The 19,818-nt window shown below is 72.9% G+C and carries 18 protein-coding genes and 1 riboswitch; of the genes, 2 read left to right on the top strand and 16 right to left on the bottom strand.

Annotation, left to right across the window (positions count from 1 at the left end; translation table 11 throughout):
• Positions 1–45: 45 nt before the first annotated feature.
• From ACIOKD_RS22400 to ACIOKD_RS22370, 7 genes are all read right to left on the bottom strand, one after another.
• Complete coding sequence (locus ACIOKD_RS22400) at positions 46–2,151, bottom strand: iron ABC transporter permease (protein WP_402086671.1); 2,106 nt, start codon at positions 2,149–2,151, stop codon at positions 46–48.
• Positions 2,148–3,215: an iron-siderophore ABC transporter substrate-binding protein gene (locus ACIOKD_RS22395; RefSeq protein ID WP_402086668.1), complete on the bottom strand. Its 1,068-nt coding sequence runs from the start codon at positions 3,213–3,215 to the stop codon at positions 2,148–2,150. The genes ACIOKD_RS22400 and ACIOKD_RS22395 overlap by 4 nt, the downstream gene beginning before the upstream one ends.
• 188 nt (positions 3,216–3,403) lie before the next feature.
• Complete coding sequence (locus ACIOKD_RS22390) at positions 3,404–4,267, bottom strand: ABC transporter ATP-binding protein (protein WP_402086666.1); 864 nt, start codon at positions 4,265–4,267, stop codon at positions 3,404–3,406.
• Positions 4,268–4,383: 116 nt separating this feature from the next.
• Positions 4,384–5,301 (bottom strand): helix-turn-helix domain-containing protein, encoded by a 918-nt coding sequence (locus ACIOKD_RS22385; protein ID WP_402086664.1) that lies wholly within the window; start codon positions 5,299–5,301, stop codon positions 4,384–4,386.
• Between the two features lie 198 nt (positions 5,302–5,499).
• Positions 5,500–6,372, bottom strand: coding sequence for an SDR family oxidoreductase (locus ACIOKD_RS22380; RefSeq protein WP_402086661.1), 873 nt, complete (start codon positions 6,370–6,372; stop codon positions 5,500–5,502).
• A 94-nt stretch (positions 6,373–6,466) separates the two neighbouring features.
• Positions 6,467–6,991 carry an immunity 21 family protein gene (locus tag ACIOKD_RS22375; protein WP_402086658.1) on the bottom strand — a complete coding sequence of 175 codons (525 nt, stop codon included), beginning with the start codon at positions 6,989–6,991 and terminating at the stop codon, positions 6,467–6,469.
• Between the two features lie 88 nt (positions 6,992–7,079).
• Positions 7,080–7,577 (bottom strand): rhodanese-like domain-containing protein, encoded by a 498-nt coding sequence (locus ACIOKD_RS22370; RefSeq protein ID WP_402086656.1) that lies wholly within the window; start codon positions 7,575–7,577, stop codon positions 7,080–7,082.
• 94 nt (positions 7,578–7,671) lie between these two features.
• Here ACIOKD_RS22370 and ACIOKD_RS22365 point away from each other — a divergent pair, with 94 nt between their 5' ends.
• Complete coding sequence (locus ACIOKD_RS22365) at positions 7,672–8,118, top strand: Lrp/AsnC family transcriptional regulator (RefSeq protein ID WP_402086653.1); 447 nt, start codon at positions 7,672–7,674, stop codon at positions 8,116–8,118.
• Between the two features lie 59 nt (positions 8,119–8,177).
• On the opposite strand, the gene ACIOKD_RS22360 is transcribed toward ACIOKD_RS22365, so the two are convergent.
• From ACIOKD_RS22360 to ACIOKD_RS22325, 8 genes are all read right to left on the bottom strand, one after another.
• The gene (locus tag ACIOKD_RS22360; RefSeq protein WP_402086650.1) at positions 8,178–11,174 is read right to left on the bottom strand and encodes an AAA family ATPase; all 2,997 of its coding nucleotides are present in this window, start codon (positions 11,172–11,174) and stop codon (positions 8,178–8,180) included.
• Positions 11,175–11,274: 100 nt separating this feature from the next.
• A complete protein-coding gene (locus ACIOKD_RS22355) occupies positions 11,275–12,438 on the bottom strand; it encodes an exonuclease SbcCD subunit D (RefSeq protein ID WP_402086647.1) in 1,164 nt (387 codons plus the stop codon).
• A 68-nt stretch (positions 12,439–12,506) separates the two neighbouring features.
• Positions 12,507–13,133, bottom strand: coding sequence for a YigZ family protein (locus ACIOKD_RS22350; protein ID WP_402086645.1), 627 nt, complete (start codon positions 13,131–13,133; stop codon positions 12,507–12,509).
• A 248-nt stretch (positions 13,134–13,381) separates the two neighbouring features.
• A complete protein-coding gene (locus ACIOKD_RS22345) occupies positions 13,382–13,942 on the bottom strand; it encodes a SixA phosphatase family protein (RefSeq protein WP_402086642.1) in 561 nt (186 codons plus the stop codon).
• Positions 13,939–14,715 (bottom strand): hypothetical protein, encoded by a 777-nt coding sequence (locus ACIOKD_RS22340; protein ID WP_402086639.1) that lies wholly within the window; start codon positions 14,713–14,715, stop codon positions 13,939–13,941. Before ACIOKD_RS22340 ends, ACIOKD_RS22345 begins: the two co-directional genes overlap by 4 nt.
• A 46-nt stretch (positions 14,716–14,761) precedes the next feature.
• The gene (locus ACIOKD_RS22335) at positions 14,762–15,589 is read right to left on the bottom strand and encodes an ABC transporter ATP-binding protein (RefSeq protein ID WP_402087028.1); all 828 of its coding nucleotides are present in this window, start codon (positions 15,587–15,589) and stop codon (positions 14,762–14,764) included.
• A 110-nt stretch (positions 15,590–15,699) separates the two neighbouring features.
• Entirely contained in the window at positions 15,700–16,716 is a 1,017-nt protein-coding gene (locus ACIOKD_RS22330) for a FecCD family ABC transporter permease (RefSeq protein ID WP_402086636.1), read from the bottom strand.
• 8 nt (positions 16,717–16,724) lie between these two features.
• A complete protein-coding gene (locus ACIOKD_RS22325; RefSeq protein ID WP_402086633.1) occupies positions 16,725–17,753 on the bottom strand; it encodes an ABC transporter substrate-binding protein in 1,029 nt (342 codons plus the stop codon).
• Positions 17,754–17,819: 66 nt separating this feature from the next.
• Positions 17,820–18,007, bottom strand: a riboswitch (cobalamin riboswitch).
• A gap of 340 nt (positions 18,008–18,347) precedes the next feature.
• Here ACIOKD_RS22325 and ACIOKD_RS22320 point away from each other — a divergent pair.
• The gene (locus ACIOKD_RS22320; RefSeq protein ID WP_402086631.1) at positions 18,348–18,755 is read left to right on the top strand and encodes a CoA-binding protein; all 408 of its coding nucleotides are present in this window, start codon (positions 18,348–18,350) and stop codon (positions 18,753–18,755) included.
• Between the two features lie 56 nt (positions 18,756–18,811).
• On the opposite strand, the gene ACIOKD_RS22315 is transcribed toward ACIOKD_RS22320, so the two are convergent.
• Positions 18,812–19,693, bottom strand: coding sequence for an MHYT domain-containing protein (locus tag ACIOKD_RS22315; RefSeq protein ID WP_402086628.1), 882 nt, complete (start codon positions 19,691–19,693; stop codon positions 18,812–18,814).
• Positions 19,694–19,818: the final 125 nt, after the last annotated feature.

Below are 19,818 nucleotides of genomic sequence, written 5' to 3'. Positions count from 1 at the left end.
GGCACCGCGGCGGTGGTCCGGCGGCGGTCCGGCGGCGGTCCCGCGTCATCCACGGGACTTCCGGAGCACCCAGACGAAGTACGGGCCGCCCACCAGGGCGATCATGAGGCCCGCCGGCACCTGGGCGGGTGCGACGACCGTGCGGCCGAGGGCGTCGGCCACGCAGACCAGCAGTCCGCCGAGGAGCATCGCGACCGGGATCGCGCGACCGTGCCGGGCACCCACCAGTGACCGGGCGAGATGCGGGGCGACGAGCCCCACGAAGCCGACGACTCCGACGGCGATCACGCTGAGTGCCGCGAGCACCGCGGCGATCCCCAGGGCCGCGAAACGTGTGCGTACCGGCCTGACGCCGACTATGCGCGGGGTGTCCTCGTCGACGGCGAGCAGGTCGAGCCGGTCACGCATGGCGAGCAGCACGGGAAGCGCGAGTGCCAGGGCCAGCGCGACCGGTACGACGTCGGGGAAGGTGCGCCCGTAGGTCGTACCGGAGAGCCAGGTGAAGATCCGGGGCGTGTTGTACGGGTCGGCGCGCAGCAGCAGGAACGTGGTGACAGAGCTGAGGCCGTACCCGCAGCCGATGCCGATCAGTACGAACCGGTCGGGCAGGAAGCCGCCCCGCCAGGACAACAGGGCGATCACCGCGAACGTGGCGAGCCCCGCCGCGACCGCGACCACGATGAGCAGGGGCCGTCCGCCGGACAGGCCCGACGTGACGACGGCCGCCGCGCCGAGCCCGGCGCCGGCCGTGATGCCGAGCACGCCCGGCTCCGCCAGCGGGTTGCGCACCGCGCTCTGTACGACGCATCCGGCCAGCCCGAGTGCCGCGCCGGCGAGGATCGCGGCGAGCACACGCGGGACCCGGTCGTCGAGTGCCTGCCCGATCAGGTCGGGGGCGGCGCCCCGGGCCCAGAGCGCGATGTCTCCCGTCCGCAGCCAGAGGCTGCCCGCCAGGACGGCCACGAGGGCCGCCACTGCCAGGAGTGTCACCGAGCCGAGCACGACGAGGAGGTACGCGCGGCGCGAGCGTGCGGCGACCCGCGCGTTCGGTGGCTGCCTGAGCTGTCCCGTGTCGCGCAGGCGGAGTGCGAGGACCACGATCACGACGGAGCCGAGGAGCGCGGTGGGTACGCCGGTGGGAATGGAGGCGGCCCCGTCCGCGCCCTGCACCGCCCGCAGTGTCGCGTCCGCGAGCAGGATGAGCAGCGCGCCGAGCAGCCCCGCCGCGGGCACCAGGAGCAGGTGTCGGCGCAGTGCTCGGACCCGTCCCGCGATCAGGCGGGCCAGGACGGGCGCGCCGAGGCCGACAAAGGCGATCGGGCCCGCGAGGGTCACCGCTGTACCGGTCAGGAGCACCGCGCAGATCACGGCGGTCACCCGGGTGGACCGGATCGGCACACCGAGGGTGGCCGCGGCGTCGTCGCCGAGGTTCATCACGTCGAGCCGCCGGGACAGTGCCAGGGCGACGCACAGCACCATGGCCACCAGGGGCAGTGCGCGTACCGACGCGTCGATGTTCAGCTGGGCGAGCGAGCCGCTTCCCCAGGCGAAGAGGCCGGTCGTGTTCTGCTTGAACAGGATGAGCAGCATCCCGCTCGCCGCGTCCAGGGCCATCGCCGTCGCCGATCCGGCGAGGACGAGGCGGGTGCCCGTGGTGCCCGCGGCCCGGCCCGCGAGCAGCAGTACGAGCGCCGCCGCGACCAGGCCGCCGGCGAAGGCGACGGCGCCCGACGCCCAGAGCGGGACGGTGAGACCGAAGGCCGCGACGAGCGTGAGCGTGAAGTAGGCGCCGGCGGTGACCGCGAGGGTGTCGGGGGAGGCGAGCGTGTTGTGCGTGACGGACTGCAGCAGCGCGCCGGCGCAGCCGAGGGCGAAGCCCACCGCCACGCCCGCGAACAGGCGCGGCAGGCGCGAGCCGATGAGGATCTCGCTGACCGCCGCCCCGCCGGTGTCCGCGCGTTCCCCGGCGAAGTACCGCACGAGGTCGCCGACGCCGACGCCCGACGTCCCCTGCGTCAGATGCCACATGCCCACCAGGACGGTCACGACCAGGAGGAGTGCCAGGACGGCCACCCCGGAGGGACCGCCACCGTGCTCGACGCGCGGCGGCGCTGCTTCCTTCCGGGGTGCCGAGGTCTGCGTTGTGCTCACTTCTTGTCGAGTACGTCGACGTAGGCGTCGATCGCCTGCGCGCAGGAGCGCGGACCGCCGGCGCCCCACACCCGTGCCGGGAACGCGTGCGCGCGGCCTTCCTTGACGGCCGGCATGGACTTCCAGAGCGGGTTCTTCTCCAGGGCGGCGACGTATCCGCCGGCCCCTTCGTCATTGGCGTAGAAGAGGTTGGCGTCGCCCACCGAGGTGAGTCCCTCGACGTCGGTCTGCGCCAGGCCGTAGGACTTGTCGACGCCTCCGTCCCCGTGGGCCTTGTTGACGTCGTCGGTCCACACGGGCTTCATGCCCAGTTCCTTGCCTATCTCGGTGAACAGGGCGCCGTCGCTGTAGGGGCGGACGGTGAGGTTGCCGCCCTCCAGCCATCCGTCGAAGAACAGGAAGTCCTTGGTCGGCAGATCGGCGTCGGTGACCTGCTTCTTCGCCGTCGCGAGGTGGTCGTCGAACTCCTTGAGCACCTGGTCGGCCCGCTCGGTGCGGCCCGTCGCCTCGCCGATCATGCTGAACACGTCACGCATGTTCCCGATCGGGTCCTTCGGGTACGCGCCCCGCGTGGCCATCACGGGGACGCCTCGCTTCTCCAGCTTCTTGAGGGTCTCGTCGTCGGCGTCGAACGCCTCCACGACGATGAGGTCGGGCTTCGCCGCGTAGAGGGTGTCGAGGTCGGGCTCCTCGCGGGTGCCGATGTCGGTCACGCCGCCGGGCAGCTTCTCGGCGCTGACCCAGGTGCTGTACCCCTTCGCGTCGGAGACCGCGGTGGGGGTGACGCACAGCGTCAGCGCGTCCTCGACCTGCTGCCATTCCAGGACCGCGATCCGCTTGGCGGGCTTGTCGAGCTTCACCTGTCGGCCGACGCCGTCCTTGAAGGAGACCGGCTTCGTCGAGGTGGCCGTGGTGTCGTCGGCGCAGCTCTGCGACGCGGGTGACGCGCTCGCACTGCTGCCGGCGTCGGCCTTGTCGTCGACGTCGGTCGTGCCGCAGGCCGTTGCGGCGAGGACGATGAGTCCTGTGGAGGCCGATGCCGCAAGACGACGGGCACGGTTCATGAGGGGTCCTCTTTCTTGTTTTTGTTTCTTGCTTCTTGCTTCTTGTTCTTGCTTGTTCTTGCTTGTTCTTGCTTGTTCTTGCGACAGGGCGCGTCGCGGCAGGGGTGCACCGCGGCGCGGTGGGACGCACTGCGGTACGGCGGCTCCTATGAGAGGGGCCGTCCTGCGAGAGGGGCTTTGCGAGGGGTTCAGGCGGGATGGCGGCCGAGCGGGTCGATACGGAGACGGCCGGTGCGGGGGTCCACGCCGACCTCGACCCGGATGTCGTAGACCTCGCCGATGTTCTCCGCGGTGAGGACGTCGACGGGTTTGCCCGCCGCGTGGACACGGCCGGAGCGCATCAGGACCAGCGTGTCCGCGACGCGGGACGCCTGGTCGAGGTCGTGCAGTACGACCCCGACCGCGATGCCGTGCTCCTCGACGAGATCGCGTATCAGGTCGAGGGTCTCGATCTGGTAGCGCAGGTCCAGGTGGTTGGTCGGTTCGTCCAGCAGCACCACGCCGGTGTCCTGGGCCAGGCAGGCCGCGAGCCAGACCCGCTGCATCTCCCCGCCGGAGAGCTCTCCGACCGGCCGTTGCGCCATCTCGCGTACGCCGGTGACACCCATGGCGTGGTGGATGGCGCTCCGGTCCTCGGCGGTCGGTCCGGCGAAGCCACGCCGGTACGGGTGCCGTCCGAACGCGACGACCTCTGTGACCGTCAGCCCTTGGGGCGCGGGCCGCGACTGCGAGAACAGCGTGACCTCGCGGGCGAACCGGCGGGCGCTGAGCAGGGCCGCGTCACGCTCGTGCGGCCCCTCGGGGGCGCCGAGCGTCAGCCGGCCGCCGTCCACCCGGTGCAGTCGGGAGAGAGCGCGCAGCAACGTGGACTTCCCGCTCCCGTTCGGCCCCACCAGGGCGGTCGCGCGGCCGGGTTCCAGGGACAGCGAGACACCGTGGACGACCGGTGTGCCGCCGTACCGCAGGACCAGGTCGTGCCCGTTGAGGGCGGCCGCCGGCATGGCGGGGTCGGCCACGGGACGACCGGCGCGCCGGAAGGGGCTTGTCAACATCAGTGGGTCCGGACGCTCGGAGAGGCAGGGAGAACGGCACTCCCTCCGCCCGGCGATCACCGAACTAAGGGTTGCCTAACTCCGAGAAGAGTATGTTCCGCTTCCGATGTCGGCAATCAGGAGTTTTGGACAGGCAATACGGGATTCCGGACACCTTCACGAGGGGCGGGAGCTGCGTCGGCCGCGTCGGCCGCGTCGAAGAACGCGCCGGGCGTGGTGCCCATGACCCGCCGGAACGAGGCGATGAAGGTGCTGGGCTGCGCGTAGCCGAGCGTCTCGGAGACGGTCGTCACGTCGAGCCCCTCGGCGAGGAGCGTCAGCGCCCGATGGACGCGCAGCACCTGTCGCCACTGCGCGAAGGACAGGCCTGTCGCCTGCCTGAACGCGCGGGTGATCGTGCGGTCGCTGATCCCCAGCCACCGCGCCCACTCCTCCAGGGAGCGGTTGTCGCCAGGATCGTCCAGCAGGGCTTCGGCGATCGCGTCGATCCGCGCGTCGCCCGGCAGTTGCAGCGCGAACCGGTGTTCCGACGGCTGGAGCACGTCGAACACGACCGACTCGGCCCGCGCCCTGGCAGCCGTGTCGAGATCCGTCCGGGACAGATGGGTCAGCAGCGACTCCAGCAACGGCGTCATCGCGATCGCTCTGGGCTCTTCGAACGCGAAGGCGGACGCGAACGCGAACGCGAGCGGCGCACGGTCGGGGGCGAAGAAGGCTCCGTAGAACTTCGCGCCCGCGGTCGCCCGGCCCCCGTGGACCACTCCGGCGGGCATCCACAGTCCGTGGCCCTCGGACACGGTGAAGACGCGGTCCTCCACCCGGGACGTCAGTGTTCCCCCGCGTACCCAGACGAGCTCGTGCAGGGGGTGCGAGTGCGGCGCCCACTCCGTGGGGACGGGGGGAATCTGCAGCCCGGCGACGATGGCGTAGGAGGCCGCCGTCCGCTCCGGGAACGGCGCCACGCGGCGCACCACGGTGCCCGCCTCGCGCCGCCACATCCCGGGGCTCGCGTCACCACGGGACGATCGGACCATGCGGCCGAGTCTATCCGGGGGCCGCACCGCCGTCGGGGGCCCCGCCCCACGACGGACCGGCGAGCGGCGGGGCGAGGAGCCCGTGAGCTGCTTCTCTTCCCCGTACGAGCACCTCGCCGCACCAGCACCTCGGCGTACCAGCACCTCGGCGTACCAGCACCTCGGCGTACGAGCACCTCGGCGCCGTGCCCGGACACCTCAGCGCCGGAATCCGCCCTCCGAGGCGATGACCTGTCCGGTGATCCACCCGGCCTCGTCCGTGGCGAGCCAGGCGATGAGCCGCGCGGGATCGTCCGGCATCCCCCAGCGCCCGCCGGGGAACATCGAGGCGACCGCCCCGTACGCCTCCCCGGTCAGATAGCCGGTGTCCACCGGGCCCGGATTGACGGTGTTCACCGTGACGGCGTGCTCGACGAACGTGGTCGCCAGGGAACGGGTGACCGAGGCGAGGGCGCCCTTCTGCAGGGCGTACGCGATCTCACCGGGCATGCCGCCCGCCATGTCCTGGCCGGACGTCGTCATCATGACGCGCCCGCCCGGTGTACGCGGCGGCAACGTGGCACGCAGCCGGGCGTAAGCCTGGACGAGGAGGATCACCGACCGGGTGTCGACGGCCCAGTGCGCGTCGAGCATCGCCGCGTCGACGGAGTCCAGCGGGCCGTCCGAACCGCTGAGCGCGTGGTTGGCGACGAGGATGTCGATCCGCCCGCCGAGTGCGTCCGCCGCTCGGGCGATCAGCCCGGCCGGGGCGTCCGGCACGGAGAGGTCGCCCGGTCCGTGGACGACCCGGGCGCCCGGATCGCCGAGCGCTTCGCGCACGTCGGCCGCCACCTCCTCCGGCCGGTCCGCGCCCCAGGGCATCGCGGCATCGTGCGGCACGTGATGGTGCAGATAGACGCTCGCTCCGTACGCGGCCAGGCGCCGGGCCACGGCGTAGCCGATTCCCGCGCGCCGGCCGGCACCGGTGACGAGAGCGGTACGTCCGCGCAGCGGCAGCGGATCGCGGCGGAGGTCTTCGGGCGCGGGTGCGAGTTCTTCGGGGGCGGGTGCGGATGGACGGAGTTGAGGCATGGCGGACCATGATGGGCGGCACTCGGGCCGCGCGCATGTCATTTTCCGCGGCGGGCCCACCGGTCGGCTCACCGACCGCGCCCGCCACCCCCGATCAGCGCCCCAGCAGCCTCAGTCGGACGAGTCCGATCCATGTCTCCGGGCCCGGTTCGGCGTGCGCCGCGCGCACCGCGTACCGGCCCGGTTCGAGGGCGATGCGCAGACGTCCCGTCCTCGTCGACTCCTCCCCCGGCCACGCCGCGTCGAACAGCACGACGGCCCCGGGAACCTCCCAGTGCACCTCGCGCCCCCACGCCGCGGTGGCGAGGGCGGCCGGCACCCCGGCCAGCAGCTCACGCTCCGAGTCGCCCGCGGACCACCGTACGAGCGTGCCGTGTTCGGGCAGGTAGGAGGTGGCGGCCGGTTCGTCGCCCAGGACGAGGGCCGTGGTGTTGCCGACGGGCAGCAGGCCGACGAGGCCCTCCACCTCGCACGCCCTGTCGTAGTCGGAGGCCAGCTCGTCGCCGTCGGCTCCCGTCCAGAACGGCAGCACCACTTCCGGGATCGCTATGAGCGGCCCACCGCCGGACTCGACCCACTCGACCTGTTCGACCGAACCGGGGTCCGCATAACTCGCCATGGGCAGAAACTACACGCCCCGACCGACCGTGATTGACGCTTTCTTTACCCAACCTCGGAGCTGATACGCGACTGAGTCCGTACGCCCCTCAGCAGCCGCAGTCCGCCGCCCCGGCCGGTGCCGTCAACGGGTCGGCGGGACGCCGCTCGCGCCCTTCCCAGGTCTCGAACTCGAAGCCCTCGCGCACCCAGTACTCGAACCCGCCGAGCATCTCCTTCACCTGGTAACCGAGTTCGGCGAGGGCGAGGGCGGCCCGGGTCGCGCCGTTGCAGCCCGGGCCCCAGCAGTAGGTGACGACCGGTACCGCCCGGTCCAGGAGTCGGCCGGCCTGTTCGGGGATCAGGGCGGTGGGCAGGTGGATCGCGCCGGGCACATGGCCCTGGTCCCAGGACTCCGTGGAGCGGGAGTCGACGACGACGAAGCCGGGGTCGCCCTCGCCGTCGCCGCCGTCGGCCGCCAGGGCGGCGGCGACGTCGGACACGTCGGCGTGGAAGGCGAGGCTCGCCCCGAAGTGGGCGACGGCCTCGGCGGGCGACGCCGGGGCGACGCGCAGAACGGGGATACGGGTGACGGCGCTGCTCTTCATGCCTCGAATCTACGGCCGGTGATCCCTCGCTCAGAAGGCGCGATCCCCGGCCTCTGGCTTGATCGGCCGGGGATTCCCCTGCTATTCCTCGGTCATGACCGCGTATTCCCCGGACGCCACCGACTGGCGCATTCTCGAAGTCCTCCAGCGTGAGGGCCGCACCGGCTTCGCCGAGCTGGCCCGTGCCGTCTCCATGTCCGCGAGCGCGGTCACCGAGCGGGTGCGGCACCTGGAGGAGGCGGGCGTCATCCAGGGGTACGCGGCCGTCGTGGACCCGGAAAGTCTCGGCCTGCCGATTCTCGCGTTCGTGCGGCTGCGCTACCCGAACGGCAACTACAAGCCGTTCCACGATCTGATCGCGGCCACGCCCGAGATCCTGGAGGCGCACCATGTGACGGGGGACGACTGCTTCGTGATCAAGGTCGCGACGCGTTCGATGAGCCACCTGGAGGAGGTGTCGGGCCGGATCGGCACACTCGGCTCGGTGACGACGAGCGTCGTGTACTCGTCACCCCTGCCACGGCGCCCTCTCGGCCGCTGAAGCAGCGAACGGCCGCTGAAGCAGCGAACGGCCACTGAAGCAGCGAACGGCCGCGTCCGTCAGCCGCCGTCGCCGCCCCGCTGCCGGACGACCGACCCCGAGCGCCCCTTCACCACCTCCAGTTGCGCGTGGATACGGCGCCGCAGATCCGCGACATGACTGACGATGCCGACGCTGCGGTCCCGCTCCCGCAGCGAGTCCAGTACGTCCAGGACCTCGTCGAGCGTCTGGTCGTCGAGACTGCCGAAGCCCTCGTCGATGAAGAGCGTGTCCAGCCGGACTCCTCCCGCCTCGTCCGTGACCACGTCCGCGAGGCCCAGCGCGAGCGCGAGGGAGGCGAAGAACGTCTCGCCGCCGGAGAGCGTCGCCGTGTCGCGCTCACGCCCGGTCCAGGCGTCGACGACGTGCAGCCCGAGCCCGCTGCGGCCCCGCCCTGCCCGGTCGTCGGAGTGGACGAGGGTGTAGCGCCCGGCGGACATGCGCTGCAGCCGAGCGCTGGCCGCCGCCGCGACCTGTTCCAGCCGGGCCGCGAGGACGTACGACTCCAGGCGCATCCTGCGTTCGTTGTCCGCGGAGGTGCCGGCCGCGAGTGTCGCGAGGCGGGCCACGCGGTCGTACTCCTCGCGCAGCGGCCCCAGCCGGCGCACGGACGCGGTGGCCCGGTGGGAGAGCCGGTCCAACTCCGTGCAGCGGCGGGCCGCCGCGTCCCGCGCGGAGGCGGCTTCGCGCATCCGTCGCACGGCCACGGCGGTGGTCTGTTCGGCGGTGCGGACGTCGGCGGGCGGCCGGTCCGCGGCGGCGGCAGTCTCGGCCTCCGCGAGCACCGCGCGGACCGTCGCCTCCTCCTGCTGCCAGGAGTCGAGCCGTCGTTGCAGGTCGCGGTGGGCCGCGTCGTCGAGGAGGGCCGCCGCGGCGGCCTGCGGCGTGTCGAACCCGGCGCGGAAGGCCGCGTCGGCGAGTCGCGCGTCGGCGTCCTTGAGCCGCTGTGCGGTGTCCGCCGCGACGCGCGCGGCGTCCGCGGCCTCGGTGAGCGTCGAAACCTGCCGCTCCAGCTGCGCGGCCCGCTCGGCCACACTGCTTGCCGAACCTCTGGCCTGCGTCAACTCCTCTTCCAGGGCGGCCGTTTCACGGGCGAGGGCGTCCCGGCGCGCGCTCCGTGACGCCCCGCGCACCGCGGCCTCCTGGTGGGCGGCGAGCCGTCGCTCGTGCTCGTGCCCGGCCTGCCGGAGCGCCTCTCCTGCCGGGTGCAGCCCGGAGGCGGCGTCCCGCGCCTCGGCGTGCCGCTTCTCCAACTCCTCGGCCTGCTCGGCGAGTCGGCCGGTGGGGGTGTCGCCCGCCTCCGCGGTCGCGGCGGCCAGCGCCTCGCGCACCACTCCGAGGCGGCGCTCCTCCTCCGTGCGCCGCTCGTCGGCGCTCTGGTACGCGGCGAGCGCTGCCTCCTCGGCCCGCTGGTCGATGTGTCCGTCGACCTTGCGGGCGGGAGCGGGGTGCTCGGTGGCCCCGCAGACAGCGCAGGCCTGCCCGTCCACGAGGCCCGCGGCGAGCTCCGCGGCGATGCCCTTGAGTCGCTGTTCCTTGAGCTCCAGCCAGTGGCCGCGCGCGTCCACCGCCTGTTCGCGCGCGGCGAGCACGCGCGCCTGGGCCTCGTCGGTGTCCCCGGCGAGCTGGTCGCGCAGCCGGGCCGCCCCGAGCCGCGCCTGGGCCGGCCCGCGCTGCACGGCGAGTTGTTCGGCGCGGGTGGCGGCCTCCTGGGCCGTCTCGATACGGGTCTGGAGCCCGGCCCTGGTCGTCTCCCAGCCGGAGAGCCACTGCTCGGCGTCGTGCAGCACGTCCTCGTCGGCGCGCTCCTGACGGTCCAACTTGGCGCGTTCGGCGGCGAGTTCCGTGAGCCGCTGCTCGCCCCGGCGGGCCGACTCCAGTCCGCCCAGCTCTTCGGCGGCCCTGCGGGCGGCGGTCGCGAGCCCCGTGGCCCCGGCCCCGGAGAAGGCCTCGGAGAGCTGTGCACGCGCGTGTGCCTCGGCGTCGGCCGCCCGCCGGTGCTCGGCCTCGATCGCCTCCCGCAGCCCGAGCGCGGGCGCCACCGCCTCGGCCTTGCGGGCCCGCTCCATGCGCGTCCGGTCGTCCCGATGGGCCCCTGAGCGCTCCTCCAGCCGGGCGGCCCGCTCCCCGGCCTCGGCGAACCGCCGCTGCAGCCGCGCCACTTCACGTACGTCTTCCAGTACGCGGGCCGCGGTGGCCTGCGCCGACTCGGTGGCCGCCTGCGCACGGTGGGCGATCGTGAACCACTCGCGGGCCGTGCTCCTGTTGATCGCCGCCCACTCCAGCACGGCCTCGGCGAGCCCCGGGTCACCGGGCGCCAGCTCGGGCAGCGGCAGTTCGACGAGGTCGCCGGCCGCCTGCTGCATCCGGTGGGCGCCCGCGAGCAACTCGGCGTCCCCGGCGCGTACTTGTGTCTCGGCCGTGCGCCTGCGCTCGGCCAGGCGCTGCTCGACGGCGGCGAAGCGCTGTGTGTCGAAGAGCCGGCCGAGGAGCCGGCCGCGGGCCTCGGCGTCGGCCCGCAGGAAGCGCGCGAAGTCGCCCTGGGGAAGCAGCACGACCTGGCAGAACTGCTCGCGGCTCATCCCGAGGAGCTGGGTGATCTCCTCGCCGATCTCCTGGTGCGAGCGGCTGAGGTCCTTCCAGGAGCCCGCGGGCGCGTGGTACTCGCGCAGCCAGCTCTGTGCCTTCTCCGTGGTGGTGCCCGTGCCGCGCTTCTTGGGACGCGCGAAGGGAGGCTGCCGGGTGATCTCCAACCGCCGCCCGGACACGGTGAGTTCGAGCGTGACCTCGGTACGGATGTCGGGGAGCGCGTGGTCGCTGCGCAGCGAACCGCCCTGGCGGGCGCCCGGTACGGAGCCGTACAGCGCGAAGCAGACGGCGTCCAGGACGGAGGTCTTGCCCGCTCCGGTCGGCCCGTGCAGCAGGAAGAGTCCGGCGGTCGACAGGTCGTCGAAATCGACCTCCTGGGCACCGCCGAAGGGCCCGAAGGCGGTGATGTGCAGCCGGTGCAGCCTCATCGGGTCCTCTCGGTGCGGAACGCGCGGACCGGACCGTTCCGGTCGGGAACGACGGTCACGGCGGTCACGGCGGTCACGGCGGTCACGGCGGTCACGGCGGTCACCGGGCGACCTCGCGGACCGTGTCGTCGGCGCGGACGGTGTCGAACGCGTCCTGGAGCACGGCCTGTTCGCGCTCGTCGGGGCCGGCGCCGCGCACATGGGCCACGAAGTCCTCCGCGATCTGCTGGTCGCTGCGGCCCGCGAGCCGCCGGGCGTACGAGAGGTCCGGGTCGTCGGGTGCCCGCTCGGGATCGAAGACGAGGCTGAGCGTGTGCGGGAACCGCCCGGTGAGCCGGGCCATGGGGTCGGCGGGACGCACCGGGTCGGTGAGGGTCGCCTCGACCCACGCCTCCTCGTGGCGCGTCAGTTCCGGATCGGCAAGCAGCTCCTCCAGCTCTCCCCGGACACGGGCCAGCGCGCGCGGAACGGGGCAGTCGAGGCGCTCGGCCGCCACCGAGCCGTCGGCTCCCAGCTCGACCAGCCACATGCTCTTGCGGTGGTCGGTCTCCGAGAAGGAGTACGGCAGCGGGGAGCCCGAGTAACGGACGCGCGCGGTGATCGTCTGACTGCCGTGGAGATGGCCGAGCGCGACGTAGTCGACCCCGTCGAAGACCCCGGCGGGGACGGCGGCGACCCCGCCCACGGTGATGTCCCGCTCGCTGTCGCTGGCCTCGCCGCCCGTGACGAAGGCATGGGCGAGGACGACGGAACGGGTGCCCGGCGCGCGCGTGGCGAGGTCGGCGCGCACCCGGTCCATGGCGGCGGCGAGCACACTCTCGTGGCCCGCTTTCTCCACGCCGAACTCGTCCCGGACCAGGGCCGGTTCGAGATACGGCAGTCCGTAGAAGGCCACGTCCCCGAAGGCGTCCCGCAGCAGCACGGGTGTGCCGCAGGCCGAGGGCTCGGTCCGCAGGTGGATGCCCGCGCGGTCGATGAGTCCGGCGCCGACGCCGAGCCGGCGCGCGGAGTCGTGGTTCCCGGAGATCATCACCGTGGGCACGCCGAGGTCGGCGAGGCGGTGCAGCACGTCGTCGAAGAGCTCGACCGCGGCCAGCGGGGGCACGGCCCGGTCGTACACGTCCCCCGACACGACCACGGCGTCCACGGCGCGCTCGCGCACGGTCGCGACGAGGTGACCGATGAAGTCGGCCTGGGCCCCGAGCATGTTCACGCGGTGGAACGCCCGGCCCAGATGCCAGTCGGAAGTGTGCAGGAGCCTCATGATCCCCGAGACTAACGGCCGGGTCGGACATCACGGGCGGCTACTCCCGTAACAGCCCGATGTGCGGCTTATGCGTCCCCGTACGCCTCTCCGCCCAGTTCGAATCCGGCGGTGCCCGCCGTGCTGTCGGCCAGCCGGCTCCGGAAGGCCTCCACCTCGGCGTCCGGCAGCCCGATCTCGATGGTGACGGCCTCCCCGTAGCGCACGTCACGCACCTCGCGGCCGGTGGAGCGCAGGTCGTTCTGCACCTTGCCCGCCCGCTGGTGGTCGACGGTCACGGTCGCGAGGCGGAACCGCCTGCGCGTGAGGGTGCCGAGGGTGTCCAGTGCCTCTCCGACCGCACCGCCGTAGGCCCGGATGAGTCCGCCCGCGCCGAGTTTGACTCCTCCGTAGTAGCGGGTGACGACGGCGACGACGTACCGCATGTCGCGGCGCAGCAGCATCTGGAGCATCGGGACGCCCGCGGTGCCGCCCGGTTCGCCGTCGTCGCTCGCCCTCTGTACGGCGGCGTCCGCGCCGATGACGTACGCGAAGCAGTGGTGCGACGCGTTCGCGTGCTCCTTGCGGACGGCCGCGACGAAGGCCTGGGCCTCCCGCTCGGTGGCCGCCGGTGCCAGTGCGCAGAGGAAGCGGGAGCGGTTGATCTCGGTCTCGTGCACCCCTGCGCGGGCCACGGTGCGGTACTCGTCCTGCATCCACCCAGCGTATGCGCGCCACGCACACGCGTGCGACCACCGGCCGGCGCACCCGCCACCACGGCGCCGCACCCGGGGACGCGCCTTTCAGGGGCGCGGGGAACTGCGCAATCGTGTACGCCCGCCGCAGCGGCGCCGCACCCACAGACCAGCCCTCCTCGGGGGCGCGGGGAACTGCGCAATCCCCTACGCCCGCCATGACGCCGCCGCACTCAGGGACGCGCCTCCGGCGAGGGGCGCAGACCGGGCTATCGCCCCCGCCCGTGGTGCCCCTTCTTCCCGCGCGCCACCATCATGTCCGTGAGCAGTGCCGTGCCGGGGGCCAGGGACGCCCAGCCGGTGCCGTGCCAGGTGAGGACCGCGATCGCCGAGGTGGGGAACTTCGTGCGGACGTCGTCCAGCGCGTCGTCGAGGCTGTCGCCCGCCAGGGTGAGGACCAGTTCCTCCAGGCCGGGGTTGTGCCCGACGAGCAGCAGGGTCTCGGCCTCCGCCGGGGCCTCGCGCACCGCTTCGAGCAACTCGGGCACCTCCGCCGCGTACAGCCGTGCGTCGTGGCGTACCGGAGGGGGTGTGCCCCACTGGGCGGCGGCCAGTTCCCAGGTCTCCCGGGCGCGTACGGCGGTGGAACAGAGCGCGAGGTCCGGCAGGCAGTCGGCGCCGGCGAGGACGCGTCCGGCGGCCGGTGCGTCCCGGCGCCCGCGCGACGCGAGCGGCCGCTCGTGGTCCGGGACGTCGTCGGGCCAGGCGGACTTGGCGTGCCGCAGCACGACCAGCCGGCGCAGCGGGCCCGCTCCGGCGCGCGCGATCACGCCGGAGCCCCGCGGCCGATGTCCCGGGTCAGCTCAAGGCCGAGCAGCCGGTCCGCGTAGGCGTACGTCTCGAAGCGGGCCCCGTCCGGAACGGTGCCGGACGTCTCCACCTTCCGCAGCACGCCCAGGACGGCGGGCACGTCGAGGTCGTCCTCCCAGGCGGCGCGCAACTGGTCCCGTACGGGATCGGGGATGGGCCCCGAGGGCCGGGTGGCCCAGGTGGCGACGGCGCCCCGCCAGCGCTGCAACTGGCTCTCGGCGTCCGCGAGTTCGGCCGCGCCGAGCCGCAGCTCCGCACCCCGGGGGCGGGCGAGCAGAGCGAGGCGCAGGGCGGAGGCGCTCTCGTCGTCCCGCGCCACCGCGCTCTCGATGTCGGCCGGGGCGACCTCGACGCGCAGCCCGCCCGCCGCCTCGTCGGCGGTGGTCACGCCGTCGGACGACTCGTCGACCGGCTCGTCGGTCCGGGCGCGCACGCGCAGTACCTGGGCCTCGCCGAGGCCGGGGCCGCTGTTGTCCCGTTCGTCCTCGAACGGCCGGATGCCGAGCGCCCTGGCCCGGGCCCGCAGTTCCGCGCGTTCCTCCGTGCCGGTCATCACGGTCCACACGGGTGTCCCGCCGATCTCCAGGGCCCGTACGAGGACGTCGGCGGTCAGGAGCACGCGCAGGCCGGTGGCGTCGGGGCGCTCCACCCGCGCCTCGACGCGGGTCAGGCCCCGGCGGGCCGGGGTGGCGGTGACGGGTTCGCCTGTTCGGGCGTCGGTGATACGCAGCACGGGCTGAGCGTAGGCGTGCGAGGGGCCACGCGCAGGGATGCCGACATCATTCCGGAAACGTTTGGGCGGGTTCCCGTGGCACGGGGCGGCTCACGGTGCCCAGAAAACGCACGTGCGGCCGGCCGCCGGAGCCGCCGGTGTCGTCGCGGGTGACGGCGGTCCGTACGCCGTACACCTCGGCGATGAGTTCCTCGGTGAGCACCTCGGCCGGTGTCCCGACGGCCACCACGCGTCCCTCGCGCAGGACGACGAGCCGGTCGCAGTACATCGCCGCGAGGTTGAGGTCGTGCAGGGCGACGACGCTGGTGAGGGGCAGCGAGGTGACGAGGTTCAGCAGGTCGAGCTGGTGCTGGATGTCGAGGTGGTTGGTCGGTTCGTCCAGGAGGAGTTCGCGGGGTTCCTGGGCGAGGGCACGGGCGATCTGCACGCGTTGGCGCTCACCGCCGGAGAGGGTGTGCCAGGACTGCTGGGCGCGGTCGGCGAGGCCGGTGCGGGCCATGGCGTCGCGTACGGCCTCCTCGTCGGCCGGTGAGGGGGGCGTCCAGGCGCGGCGGTGCGGTGTGCGGCCCAGGCGTACGACGTCCAGGACGCTCAACTCGACCTGTGTGTCGGACTGCTGCTCGACCACCGCGATACGGCGGGCGATGTCGCGGCGGCCCAGTGCGCCGAACGGACTGCCGTCGAGGGTGACCACGCCCGAGGCCGGGGCGAGGACGCCGGAGAGCAGCCGCAGGAGGGTGGACTTGCCGGAGCCGTTCGGGCCGAGGAGACCGACGGTGGTGCCGGGAGCGGGGCTGATGCTGACGCCGTCCAGGATGACGCGTCCGTCGGCGGTACGGGTGACGCGCCGGGCCCGGAGGCCGACATCCGGCACGGCCGCACCCTTCTCGGCCCCTTCGCTGCTCGCGGCGCTCTCGGCGCTCTCGGCGCTCTCGGTGCTCTCGGTGCTCTCGGCGCCCTGAGTGGTCTGCACGCGTCCAGTCGTCATCGTGTCCTTCGCGTCCGGTACAGCACCAGCACGAACACCGGTACGCCGATGAGTGAGGTGACCACGCCCACGGGCACCTCCTGGGGGTCGAGGGCGGTACGGGCCAGGGTGTCCACCCACACCAGGAACACCGCCCCGGCGAGGGCGGCGACCGGCAGCAGCCGGGCGTGACCGGAGCCCACCAACGCGCGGGCGGCGTGCGGCAGGACGAGTCCGACGAAGCCGATGGCCCCCGCCGAGCTGACGAGCGCGGCCGTCAGGAGCGCTGTCACGCACAGCAGCACCAGCCGGGTGCGGGCCACGGACACCCCGAGGGTCGCGGCGGCGTCCTGGCCGAAGGCGAACGCGTCGAGCGTGCGCGCGTACGCCAGACAGACCACGAGCGCGACCACCAGGACCGCGAGGCAGACCCGGACGTCGGTCCAGCCGACCCCGCCGAGTGAGCCGAGCAGCCAGAACAGCACACCGCGGGTGGTCTCGGCGTCGGCGGCGGTCATCACCACGAAGGACGTGAGCGCGGAGAAGAGCTGCATCGCGGCGACACCGCTGAGCACCACGCGGTCCGTCGTCCCGCCGAGGGTGTGGCTGAGCAGCAGGACGAGGCCGAACGAGAGCAGCGCTCCGAGGAACGCCCCCGCGGAGACCGACACCAGGCCGCCGCCTGCGCCGAGGACGACCACGACGACCGCGCCGGTCGACGCTCCGGAGGACACCCCGAGGACGAAGGGGTCGGCGAGCGGGTTGCGCAGCAGGGACTGCATCACCGCGCCGCACACGGCGAGCCCGGCTCCGCAGACGGCGGCCAGCAGGGTGCGCGGCAGTCGCAGCTGCCAGACGATCCCGTCCCGGATGGGGCTCAGTTCCGTACTCCCCCAGCCGAGATGGGACGCGACCACGGACCAGACGTCGGCTACGCGGATGTCCGCCGGGCCGATGGTGATGGCGACGGCGATCGATGCGACGAGCAGTGCCGCGCCGGCCGCGCAGAGCAGTCCCACGCGCGGCCGTGTCACCCGGCGGGTCACCCCGTGAGCCCGAACTCCCGAAGGGCGGCGGCCACTTGTTCGACGCCCTCGACGGTACGGATGGTCGGGTTCATGGCCTGCCCGCTGAGCAGGACGTACCGCTTCTTCCTCACGGCGGTCATGTTCTTGGTGACCGGGTCGGACTCCAGGAACTCGATCTTCCTCTTCGCGGACTCGGCGGTCTGCGACTTGCGGGTCAGATCGCCGATGACGAGGACGTCGGGGTCGCGGTCGGCGACCGTCTCCCAGTTGATCTGGGGCCATTCCTCGTGGGTGTCGTCGAAGACGTTCCTCGCGCCGAACGCCCGCGTGATGATGCCGGGGGCGCCGCAGCAGCCCGCCATGTAGGGCGACTCGGAGTTGGCGAACCAGTACAGGAGGGAGACGTCCGAGGCGTCGATGCCCGAAGTGGCCTTCTTCATGCGCTGCCGGAGCTCGGCGACCAGCTTGTCGCCCCGCTCCCGCACGCCGAACACCTCGGCCAGGTCACGTATCTCGCCGTAGACGGCGTCGATGCCGAGGGGCTGCTCGCGGGCGCCGTCGCCGTCGCCGGTGTTGTCCTTGCCCGCGCAGTCGGAGGGCGAGACGTACGCGGGTACGCCGAGCTTCTCGAACTGCTCGCGGGTGGCGACGCCCCCCTTGCCGAGCGTGGACACGAACGAGGCGGCGACGAAGTCGGGGTCGGCGTCCAGGACCCGTTCGAAGGAGGGGTTGTTGTCGGCGATCCGCTCGACCTTCGCGTCGGCCTTCTCCAGGCCCTTCATCACCGGGTCGGTCCAGGTGGCGGTGCCGGCCATCCGGTCGGCGAGGCCCAGCGAGAACAGGATCTCGGTGGTGCCCTGGTTGAGGGAGACGGCCCTTCGCGGCGGGGACTCCACGCGGACGGTGCGGCCGCAGTTCTCCAGGGTGACGGCCGCCGCGGGGGCCTTGCCGTCGGCGGGCGGGTCGGCGCCGCCGCAGCCGGTCAGCAGGACGATCCCGGACAGGAGCAGGGCGGCAGGACGGGCGGGGCGTGCGATGGGCACGGAAGTTCCTCAGACGTCGAGGGCTCGAACGCGGAGCCCGGTCGTACGGTGCTCCCCCGCCGTCTCGGGACCGCGGAGGCCGCCAGCAGGTCTTCGGACTCGGGTTCACCCGGACGAGGCGCCTTCCCGGACCGTTGATCCGATCCAGTGGCCGATGCCCCGCCCGTCACCCTCACCGCTGCGCGTCAGCTCCGGATTTCCACCGGATTCCCTGACCCACGTACATGGGTTCGACTGGCTTCGGCAAGCTATCACGGCACCTTTCGCAGCCACGCGGCAGTGCGGCGGAGGCCCCGGCTCCCGCCGCCCGTCAACGCCCAGGACCACAGCGTGGAGCTACTGGTGACCACACTCAGGTCAACTGCCGGCTTCTGGTCCCAGGCTCGCGGGAACCGCCGGCTTTTCAGGGGCGCGGGGAACCGCGCGAGCGGCCTGACCGGGCCGCACCCGCCCATGGCCCCCGCAGCCCCGACCTCCTGCGCGGGGTGCGCCAAGGGTCACCGCTCCGGCCGTCCGCGCGACCTCGGGAATCCCCGGGCCGCGCCCGCTGTTGTCCGCCGCAGCAGGCACACACCCACCCGCAGGAGGCCCCCCGTGCACGGCGACCCGGCAACGATCCGCAAGATCCTCACCGAGAGCGGCGACACCTGGGCCGTCGTGGGCCTGTCGTCCAACGAGCGGCGTGCCGCCTACGGCGTGGCGAACGTGCTCCAGCGCTACGGCAAGCGCGTGATCCCCGTCCACCCGAAGGCCGAGACGGTCCACGGGGAGAAGGGATACGCCTCCTTGGCGGACATCCCCTTCGAGGTCGACGTGGTCGATGTGTTCGTCAACAGCGACCTGGCCGGCCCCGTCGCCGACGAGGCGGTCTCCATCGGCGCCAAGGCCGTCTGGTTCCAGCTCGGCGTGATCGACGAGGCCGCGTACGAGCGCACCCGCGCGGCCGGCCTCGACATGGTCATGGACCGCTGCCCGGCGATCGAGATCCCCCGCCTGGGCTGACCCGGCGCGGCCGACCCGCTTGGGCCGTCCAGGCGACACCGGGACAGCCACCCTGTTCAGCCGTTGCGCCGGCCCGGCTCCCCGGGCTCGTACGCGCGCCGGTCCGTCCTGGGCGGGGCCTCGAACGCCGAGCCGGACCAGGCGGGCGGTTCCGTGCGCGGGGCGGGCGTCCGGCGGCGGGACGCGGTCCGGTTCCAGTCGCCGTCCCCGAGCACGAGCATCGGGTCGAACATCACCACGACTCCCGCGAGCGCCAGGAAGAGGACCGGGCCGATGAGCATCGGCAGCAGGAGCGAGTGGGCCGAGTCGCCCGCATCCGGTGTGCCGGCCGCGCCGTGCAGGTGCACACTGACGGCCGCCATCCCCGTGTAGTGCATCCCGGTCACCGCGACGCCCATGACCAGGCTCGCCGCCAGGCTGGTCAGGAAGCCGCGGATCGCGACCGCCGCCCAGAGCGCGGCGGTCGCGGCGACGACGGCGATCAGGACGGAGAGCGCGACGGTACGGGCCTCGTACCGCAGGTCCCCGTTCACACGAATGGCGGCCATGCCTATGTAGTGCATGGCCGCGACCCCGACGCCGGTGAACGTGCCCGCGATCAGCAGGGTCGTCGTGTTCGCACCGCGATAGCCGACGGCGAGGACGCCGAGACCGACCACGGCGATCGCCACCGCGAGGCTGAGAATCGTCAGGTTGACGTCGTAGCGGATACGGCTTTCCTCGACCTGGAATCCGATCATGGCGATGAAGTGCATCGTCCAGATGCCGCAGCCGATCGACGCCGCCCCCAGCGCGAGCCAGCCCGGTTTCCACGACCGGTCGTTGCGCAGGGACCGGGTGATGCAGCGCAGCCCCAGAGCGGCTCCCAGACAGGCCATGACATAGGCCGTGAGCGGTGTGACCGTTCCATAACTGAATCCGTCGACCGTACCTTGCATATGCCAACATCCCCCCGGAATACAACTGTTGCGGGGACAGATGTACGTGCCACAACAGGGCGACAGCAAGGGGTTTCGTGCAATTGCAGCCAACGGGCTTCTGTATCAGTCACTTCCGGTCACGA

Source organism: Streptomyces sp. NPDC087844, from assembly GCF_044742785.1.
In the GTDB taxonomy this organism is placed as follows: Bacteria; Actinomycetota; Actinomycetes; order Streptomycetales; family Streptomycetaceae; genus Streptomyces.
This window is presented reverse-complemented; position numbering and strand designations above follow the sequence as displayed.

Bases quoted from the DNA above. Each gene is read 5' to 3' on its own strand.
- ACIOKD_RS22315 (WP_402086628.1), bottom strand. From the start codon at position 19,693: ATGCAAGGTACGGTCGACGGATTCAGTTATGGAACGGTCACACCGCTC.
- ACIOKD_RS22365 (WP_402086653.1), top strand. From the start codon at position 7,672: ATGACCGCGTATTCCCCGGACGCCACCGACTGGCGCATTCTCGAAGTC.
- ACIOKD_RS22395 (WP_402086668.1), bottom strand. From the start codon at position 3,215: ATGAACCGTGCCCGTCGTCTTGCGGCATCGGCCTCCACAGGACTCATC.
- ACIOKD_RS22385 (WP_402086664.1), bottom strand. From the start codon at position 5,301: ATGGTCCGATCGTCCCGTGGTGACGCGAGCCCCGGGATGTGGCGGCGC.
- ACIOKD_RS22370 (WP_402086656.1), bottom strand. From the start codon at position 7,577: ATGAAGAGCAGCGCCGTCACCCGTATCCCCGTTCTGCGCGTCGCCCCG.
- ACIOKD_RS22375 (WP_402086658.1), bottom strand. From the start codon at position 6,991: ATGGCGAGTTATGCGGACCCCGGTTCGGTCGAACAGGTCGAGTGGGTC.
- ACIOKD_RS22355 (WP_402086647.1), bottom strand. From the start codon at position 12,438: ATGAGGCTCCTGCACACTTCCGACTGGCATCTGGGCCGGGCGTTCCAC.
- ACIOKD_RS22350 (WP_402086645.1), bottom strand. From the start codon at position 13,133: ATGCAGGACGAGTACCGCACCGTGGCCCGCGCAGGGGTGCACGAGACC.
- ACIOKD_RS22390 (WP_402086666.1), bottom strand. From the start codon at position 4,267: ATGTTGACAAGCCCCTTCCGGCGCGCCGGTCGTCCCGTGGCCGACCCC.
- ACIOKD_RS22380 (WP_402086661.1), bottom strand. From the start codon at position 6,372: ATGCCTCAACTCCGTCCATCCGCACCCGCCCCCGAAGAACTCGCACCC.
- ACIOKD_RS22360 (WP_402086650.1), bottom strand. From the start codon at position 11,174: ATGAGGCTGCACCGGCTGCACATCACCGCCTTCGGGCCCTTCGGCGGT.